Origin of the sequence: Inquilinus sp. (assembly GCF_039594555.1) — a bacterium.
In the GTDB taxonomy this organism is placed as follows: Bacteria; Pseudomonadota; Alphaproteobacteria; order DSM-16000; family Inquilinaceae; genus Inquilinus.
The window spans coordinates 1-6,226 of sequence record NZ_JBCNNF010000407.1 but is presented as its reverse complement, the minus strand read 5'-3'; the positions used below and the strand labels follow the sequence as shown (position 1 = coordinate 6,226).

General features: G+C 69.9%; 6 protein-coding genes, 1 tRNA gene and 1 pseudogene. 2 read left to right on the top strand and 6 right to left on the bottom strand.

Annotated elements, in window-relative coordinates; all coding sequences use genetic code 11:
- Together ABDW35_RS30065 and ABDW35_RS30060 are read left to right on the top strand one after the other, a co-directional pair.
- Nucleotides 1-350 (top strand): hypothetical protein (locus tag ABDW35_RS30065; protein ID WP_343717526.1); only part of this gene is annotated, 350 nt, incomplete at its 5' end.
- A gap of 74 nt (nt 351-424) precedes the next feature.
- Nucleotides 425-724 (top strand): hypothetical protein, encoded by a 300-nt coding sequence (locus ABDW35_RS30060; RefSeq protein WP_343717525.1) that lies wholly within the window; start codon nt 425-427, stop codon nt 722-724.
- Nucleotides 725-802: 78 nt separating this feature from the next.
- Here the strand turns inward: ABDW35_RS30060 and ABDW35_RS30055 are convergent.
- The 6 genes and pseudogenes from ABDW35_RS30055 to ABDW35_RS30030 form a co-directional block, all read right to left on the bottom strand.
- Nucleotides 803-878: transfer RNA gene (locus tag ABDW35_RS30055), tRNA-Lys, on the bottom strand.
- Between the two features lie 68 nt (nt 879-946).
- On the bottom strand, nt 947-2,806 hold the full coding sequence (gene mrdA, locus ABDW35_RS30050; RefSeq protein ID WP_343717524.1) for a penicillin-binding protein 2: 1,860 nt from the start codon (nt 2,804-2,806) through the stop codon (nt 947-949).
- Complete coding sequence (mreD, locus tag ABDW35_RS30045; RefSeq protein ID WP_343717523.1) at nt 2,806-3,324, bottom strand: rod shape-determining protein MreD; 519 nt, start codon at nt 3,322-3,324, stop codon at nt 2,806-2,808. The genes mrdA and mreD overlap by 1 nt, the downstream gene beginning before the upstream one ends.
- Nucleotides 3,321-4,190, bottom strand: coding sequence for a rod shape-determining protein MreC (gene mreC, locus ABDW35_RS30040; protein ID WP_343717522.1), 870 nt, complete (start codon nt 4,188-4,190; stop codon nt 3,321-3,323). Before mreC ends, mreD begins: the two co-directional genes overlap by 4 nt.
- A gap of 90 nt (nt 4,191-4,280) precedes the next feature.
- Complete coding sequence (locus ABDW35_RS30035; RefSeq protein ID WP_343717521.1) at nt 4,281-5,315, bottom strand: rod shape-determining protein; 1,035 nt, start codon at nt 5,313-5,315, stop codon at nt 4,281-4,283.
- A gap of 148 nt (nt 5,316-5,463) precedes the next feature.
- A pseudogene (locus tag ABDW35_RS30030) lies at nt 5,464-6,226 on the bottom strand (hypothetical protein); the annotation flags it as partial.

The following is a 6,226-nucleotide window of genomic DNA, read 5'->3' as shown; positions in this document are numbered from 1 at the left end:
TGTTCGTCGCCGGCCTCCTGGCCGGATACGTCCTGGCCGCGAGGCTGTTCGGCACCGCCAACCTGCTCGGCCAGGTCTCCGCCCTGATCCCGGACCGGCCGGCCGACATGCTGGCGGCGCCGGATGCCCGGATCTCGGCGCTGGCCGACATGATCGGCGACGGGCCCGGGCTGGGCCGGCAGCTGCGGACCGAGGCCTGGACCATGGGCGGCGGCGCCGTGGTCGCCGGGCTGGTGCTGTGGCTGCTCTGCGCCGGCCTGGCCTCCACCCTGTCGCGGCTGCAGCGGATCGAGGCGGCGCTGCGGATCGGGCCGGTCCGCCCGTCGAGACCGGAATTCACGAAGGATTAACGACTGTTGTCCTATCCCGCAGGTCAATGGGCCTCGGCCCGAAAAGCCTGCAGTGGAGTCGGAGGTCGAAATCCATGGCCGGAGGCCAGCGCCGCGAGCCGCGCCCCGAGACCGCCGAATGGGCGGCCCGCTATCTGGAGCGGCTGGACCAGCCCTTCGACGACTGGCAGGCCGATTTCTTCCGCCGCGGCTGCAGCTTCCTGTCGCGCCGGCTGATCACCGGCGCCGCCTCCAGCTGGCGGTCGATGACCCTGCCGCCGGAGCGCCGCGACGAGGTCTATTCCGGCCCCCTCGCCGCTCGGCCCCTGACCGTCGAGGAGACCGCCCGGTTCCGGGAGATGCTGCGGCGGATCGCAAGCGAGGACGGGTCGTGAAAGGCAGCCGCTTTGCAACAAGTCACGGCAAAAAGAAAGGCCCGCCGAAGCGGGCCCTGCTCCTTCTATCCCGCGAACTGGTGGGCGCACTAGGGCTCGAACCTAGGACCCGCTGATTAAGAGTCAGCTGCTCTACCAACTGAGCTATGCGCCCGTTCGCTCGGGACGGCCGGTGATATAGCCAACGGCCGGACGGGTTGCAACCCTTTCTTCACGAAACTCTCAACCTTTGTCGGAGCCCTCCCCCGGAGCGGCCGACAACAGACGCCGGCCGGACTCGCGCTGCTGGCATTCCAGCAGGATGTCGCGTGCGATCGGGGCCGCGTATTCGCTGCCGCCGCCGCCATGCTCGACGATCACCGAGCAGGCGTAGCGCGGCGCGCCGACCGGGGCATAGGCGACGAACCAGGCATGGTGGCGCTGGTTCCACGGCCAGTTGTCCGGGTTCACGCCCGCGGCGCGCTCGGCCATGGTGATGCGGCGGACCTGGCTGGTGCCGCTCTTGCCGCCCATCTCCATGCCCTTCTGCTTGATCTGCGAGCGCTTGCCGGTGCCGCGGGTCATCACCGCGACCGTGCCCTCGATCACCGTGTCGATATGGCTCTTGGCGACGCCGATCGGCGGCGCGTCCGGCACCTCCGGCATCGCCTTGCCGCCGACCGCCATGACCAGGCGGGGCACCACCGCCTTGCCGCCATTGACCAGCCGCGAGGTCATGGTGGCCAGCTGCAGCGGCGTCGCCAGCACATAGCCCTGGCCGATGCCGGAGATCAGCGATTCGCCCATCTGCCAGGAGGTGCCCATCGTGGCTTCCTTCCAGGCTTTGTCCGGCATCAGCCCCGGCCGCTCATTCGGCAGATCGACGCCCAGCTTCTGGCCGATGCCGAATTTGCGGGCACCTTCGGCCAGCCGGTCGATGCCCAGCCGCCGCGCCATCTCGTAGAAATAGACGTCGCAGGACTGGGCCATGGCGTCGACCACGTTCAGGCTGCCATGGCCGCCGCGCTTCCAGCAGTGGAAGCGGTGGTCGCCGAGATCGACATAGCCGGGGCAGAAGACGCGCTGGTCCGGCGAGGTCACCCCCGCCTCCAGCGCCGTCGCCGCCACCGCGATCTTGAAGGTGGACCCCGGCGGGTATTGGCCGTTGATCACCTTGTTGTTGAGGATGCCATACGGGTCCTCGACCAGCCGGCGCCAGTCGGCCGTGCTGATGCCGTTCGGGAACAGGTTGGCGTCGTAGGATGGGTGCGACGCCATGGCCAGCACGTCGCCGCTGTGCACGTCCATGATCACCGCGGCGGCGCTGAACTCGGTCTTCAGCCGCTCCATGACATAGCGCTGCAACTCGTAGTCGATGGTCAGGCGGACCTCCTGGCCCGGCTTGCCCTCGTCCCGGTTCAGCTCGCGGATCACCCGGCCGACGGCGTTGACCTCGACCTGGCTCGACCCGGCAACGCCGCGCAGGTCGGTCTCGTATTGCCGCTCGATCCCAGACTTGCCGATGCGGAAGCCCGGCAGGCTCAGCACCGGCTCGCCGGTCAGGTCGGCCTCGGCCACGGCGCCGACATAGCCGATGATATGGGCCATCTCGACGCCGAAGGGATAGCGGCGGGATTCGCCGACCTCGATCGACAGGCCCGGCAGCTCCGGCCCGTTGACATCGATCCAGGAGACCTGCTCCCAGCTGAGATTCTCCTTCACCGTCACCGGCACGAAGGCGCGGCGGCGCTTGACGTCGCGGATGATGCGGGCCAGGTCGGCGTCGGTCAGCGGCACGTTCTGCCCGAGCCGGCCGAGCACGCCCTGGATGTCCTTCGCCTCCTCCGCCACCAGCACGACCCGGAAGTTCTGGTCGTTGACCGCCATCTGGGTGCCGAAGCGGTCGGTGATCAGGCCGCGCGACGGGGCCAGGAGCCGCATGTTGATGCGGTTGGATTCGGCCAGGACCTTGTAGCGGTCGCTCTCCTCCACCTGGAGGTAGTACAGCCGCCCGCCCAGCACGCCGAGCAGGCCGAGCTTCAGCCCGCCGAGGGCCAGGGCGCGGCGGGTGAAGCCGCGCGAACGGTCGGCGTCGCGGTCCATCACTCCCCCGCCCGCAGGAAGCCGCGATGCACCTGGATGAACAGCCAGGCCAGCGGCGGGAACAGGGCGATGGTCACGACCAGCCGGATCAGGAGCGGCCGCGGCGGCACGATGGCGACGTCGTAGAGGCCGACGCCGATCCATTCGACCAGGGTGACGGCGGCAGCCAGCACGGCGAAGCCCAGCCACAGCACCACGAAGGGCTGCCCGGCCAGGAAGCGGCGCTGGCGCAGCAGCACCCATTGGCACAGCAGCAGGATCGCGGCGTGCAAGCCGATCGGCGAATCGGTCAGCGCGTCATGCAGGAGGCCGACCAGGAACAGCAGCCACATCGGCATCAGGTCGGGCCGGTGCACGCCCCAGTAATAGACCGAGGCCAGCGGCAGCAGCGGCGCGATGCTGCTGTAATAGGGCAGCTGGGTCGGGGTGACGCCGACCAGCACCAGGATCAGCGTCACGGCCCCGGGGGCGGCATGGCGGGCGGCGAGGTCGAGCTTGTGCAGCAGGTCCCCGGTCATTGGCCGAAGCCGGGCACCGGCTGCATCGCCATCCCGGGATCGAGCGTGCGGAAATCGACGACCTTGACGTAGGGGATGGCCTCGAGCGGCTCGATCGGCTGGATCCGGATGGTGGCGTCCTGCGCCGCGGCGACGACACCGACCGGCAGGCCGGCCGGGAACATGCCGCCGGCGCCGGAGGTGACGATGCGGTCGCCGACGCGGATCGAGGCGTCCGGCGGCAGGTACAGCAGGCGCGGCCGGTCGGTGTTGTCGCCGCCGACCACCGCGCGCTGCTGGGTGCGCTCGATCGTCACCGGGATGCGGGCGTTGAGGTCGGTGATCAGCAGCACCCGCGCGGAATGGTCGCCGGTCTCGACGATCCGGCCGATCAGGCCGCGGCCGCCGAGCACCGCCTGGCCGTCGCGGATGCCGTTCACGGAGCCGAGATTGATCGTCAGGCTGCGCACGAAGGCGCCGCCATTGTCGGCCACCACCCGGGCGGTGAGGAAGGAATGGGCCGAATCCGGCGTGTAGTTCAGCAGGTTGCGCAGCGTCAGGTTCTCGGCCTCCAGCCGGAACGCGACGTCCTGGTACTGGCGCAGCGTCGACAGCTCCTGCCGCAGCCGGGAATTCTCGCCGCGGATGTCGGATAGGGTCTGGAACTCGGTCACCAGCCGGGCGACGCTGGCCGCCGGGCGCGACATGGCGTCGAGGATCGGCGCCACCGCGTCGACCACGCGGGCGCGGACGCCATCCAGCAGCACGGCGTCGATCTTGCCGACCATCAGCAGGCTGACGGCGGCGAACAGCAGGAGGCCGAAGGAGAATCGATGAGCGACGGCCCTGACTGCCGCGATGCGAACCGCCGGTCTGCTCCGTTGCATCACCCGCATGTTCCGTCCGTCGCCCAACGGTTGCAGCGGGGCGCCTCGCCACACCCCGCTATGCTCTTACAATAACGCCGCTTTCAGATCTCAGTAAGCACTGATCAGGACCGCCTGCAGCGACCGCTCCTCCAGCGCCCGGCCTGTGCCCAGCGCGACGCAGGACAGCGGGTCGTCGGCGATCGACACCGGCAGGCCGGTGGCGTGCCGCAGCACCAGGTCGAGATTGCCGAGCAGCGAGCCGCCGCCGGTCAGGACGATGCCCTTGTCGACGATGTCGGCCGCCAGCTCCGGTGCCGTGTGCTCCAGCGCCACCTTCACCGCCTCGACGATCTGGCTGATCGGCTCGGCCAGGCTCTCGGCGATCTGGCGCTCGGAGATCAGCAGCTCCTTCGGCACGCCGTTCAGCAGGTCGCGGCCGCGGATCTCCATGTAGCGGCCCTCGCCGTCCTCCGGCGGGGCGGCGGAGCCGATCTCCTTCTTGATCCGCTCGGCCGACCCCTCGCCGATCAGCAGGTTATGGTTGCGGCGGATATAGGCGATGATCGCCTCGTCCATCTTGTCGCCGCCGACGCGGACCGAGCGCGAATAGACGATGCCGCCGAGCGACAGCACCGCCACCTCGGTGGTGCCGCCGCCGATGTCGACGATCATGCTGCCGGTCGGCTGGGTCACCGGCAGGCCGGCGCCGATCGCCGCCGCCATCGGCTCCTCGATCAGGCGGACCCGGCGGGCGCCGGCGCTCTCGGCCGATTCCTGGATCGCCCGGCGCTCGACCGCGGTCGAGCCCGAGGGCACGCAGATGATCATCTCCGGCGCCGCGAAGCTGCGGCGGTTGGTGACCTTGCGGATGAAATGCTTGATCATTTCCTCCGCCACCTCGAAATCGGCGATGACGCCGTCGCGGAGCGGGCGGATGGCGATGATGCTGCCCGGGGTGCGGCCCAGCATCAGCTTGGCCTCGTCGCCGACCGCCAGGACCTGCTTCTTGCCGCGGTTGGTCTGGATCGCCACGACCGACGGTTCGTTCAGCACGATGCCCCGGCCCTTGACGTAGACCAGCGTGTTCGCCGTGCCCAGGTCGATGGCGATGTCGGCGGAAAGGAAACCGAAGAAATTGAACATGCGACGGTGATTTCCTGTCAGCCGGACTCGGCTGGGATGGGCCAGTGCGAGAAGCGGGAACGGCGGGCCGTTCCCGCCGCCGGGTTGCTTTAGACCAGCCCGGCCCGAGTCTCAAGCGGAGAGTCGGCGCGACTCGGGGCCCCGGGAATCACATCCCGCGCTCGGCCATCGACCCGCTCACGCCGATGTCGCGGGGGGCGGAGCACTGGCCCGGCCGGCGGTACAGGCAGATCTCGCTCGGGCAGCTCTCCAGCCGGTAGCCGGTGCCCGGCGGCATCTGCTCCGGCCGCGCCATCACATAGTTGAAGGACGGGGCGGAGCGCCACAACCGCCGCGTGTCGTCGCCGAACCAGAACACCGGCACGTCGCGGTGCAGGGTGGTGTAGCCGGGCAGATCCCACCACGGCGTCATCAGGCCCAGCCCGCACAGCGCCTCGCGGTCGTGCAGCGCCGTGGCGGTGGCGATGCCGGGGGCGACGCGGCTCCATTCCGGGCCCCAGCGATCGCTGCCCGACAGCAGGCCGGAGGCGAGGACCCAGGCGGCGCACAGCACCGCCAGCGGCGCCCAGCGCGGCGTGCCCGGCCAGCGCCCCGCCGCCAGACCGGCCAGGCGCCGGGCCAGCCGCTCGGTGCCGATCGCCGCCAGGATCAGCAGGAACGGCAGCGCCGGCAGAACGAACCGGTATTCCTTGTGGGCGACCAGGCTGTGCGACAGCACCACCGCCAGCGGCACCGCCACCAGCATCGGCTGGCGGCGCGCGCCCAGCACGATCAGCGCCGCCATGGGCGCCAGCCACCACGACCAGACCCGGGCGTATTCGGTGAAGTAGAAGCTCAGCGGCATGACGCCGAAGCTGTGGCTCTTCTCCTCGACGATGTTGATCCAGAAGTTCTTCAGCACCGACTGGAAC